1 protein-coding gene is annotated in these 1420 nt (G+C 29.6%); it reads right to left on the bottom strand.

Translation table 11 applies throughout. From position 1 onward, the window contains the following. Window positions 1-168: 168 nt before the first annotated feature. The coding region (locus tag AACV33_RS03000; RefSeq protein WP_182700727.1) for a cold shock domain-containing protein at window positions 169-1420 on the bottom strand (1252 nt) is incomplete at its 5' end.

Raw genomic sequence — 1420 nt, 5'->3', positions numbered from 1 at the left:
GTATAACAAAGCAATCAACACGATTTATTACATTCGGCGTTGTAGGTTTGTCTTTGGTTTTGGTGTTTAAGGCAGTAAAATTCAGCTAAGTCGTCGTAGTAATAAACGTGTTATTGCGGCGTTATGAAAAAAGGCCCTAACAATTGGCAAGTTAGAGCCTATATTAATTTAAATCAAGTGCACATTTTTTGCTGTTGGGCCTTTTTTAGTATTATGTGAATAAAATCCCACTCTTATTCCTTTATGCTCATCATTATTATCAAAAGCATTTTGCGGACTAAGCTCTCCTCGGTGGAAGAAATATTCAGTATTATCATCGCTGATGATAAAACCAAAAGATAGATTATTTGCAGCTTTACAAAAAATTCCCTTAATTATGCCATGGCATAAGTTCTCTTTCATATCACTACATGATGATAATTCGTTAATTAAAAACTGTATTTTATTTTTACTTTCAGAATAAAGACTAGTTAAGGCAACCATTAATTCAGACTTTAATTTTATTTTATGATGCACACTTAATGTACCTTGGAAATCTTCGATGATACTAATTGTTTTTGTCGTATATTTAATATTCTTATTTTTTATATCAATTTTATCTGAGATAACTAATACTTGGCATAATAATGAAAATGAACGATCGTCATAATTATCATGATTTAATATCTCATAAAAAAGTTCATATATACGTTCGAGGATATGTTGTGATTTAGGTAAATCACAATCAATTATTAATCTTTCTACATAGCGTTTATAACAACTGATGACTTGTTGATAAGTACTAATTCTAAATTTTCGATGTGGATTATTACGTTGAACAGGTAATATTTTTTCATATAAGCTTATAGCTGTAGAGTAATCACCTGAACGAGTTAATATAAGTGCTTTAAACGAAATTAAAGATTCATCATCATTTAACTTTATAGCGTGATCTATTTGCTCTAATGCGTAGGGATAATCCTCGTCTTGAAGTAAAAATTGACTATAAGCATAATAAGCTATAACAGAATTTGAATTATATTCAATAGCGGATTCATATTCTGATTGAGCTTTATATGGGCTTTTATGTAGTAAGTATGCATTAACTCTATAGCATTCTGAAAAGTCTGGCATCATTTCTTTTGCATTTCTAACTAACTCTAGAGCTGCTTCGTAGTTGTTATCATATTTGGCTAAATTTAAAGCTTGTTTTAGATAAACGGCACATATTTTTTCATCCTTATTCTTAGCATGTACATTTGTAATGTCTAAATGATAATGATTGTGCTCAGTTAAACTTGTTTCTATATGTCTCTTTAATTCTCTTTGTTTGCTTCTAATTAGTTGATAAAATGCATCTTCTACTGGGGCAATAGATGCTAAATAATCACTTGCAATATCGGTTAGTGTATATGTCCTAATTCCATCATCTTGTTTTAAT

The organism is Aliivibrio sp. SR45-2, from assembly GCF_963890165.1.
Lineage (GTDB): Bacteria > Pseudomonadota > Gammaproteobacteria > Enterobacterales > Vibrionaceae > Aliivibrio > Aliivibrio salmonicida.
The sequence above is the reverse complement of the archived record's forward strand: the minus strand, read 5'-3'. Positions and strand labels throughout refer to the sequence as shown.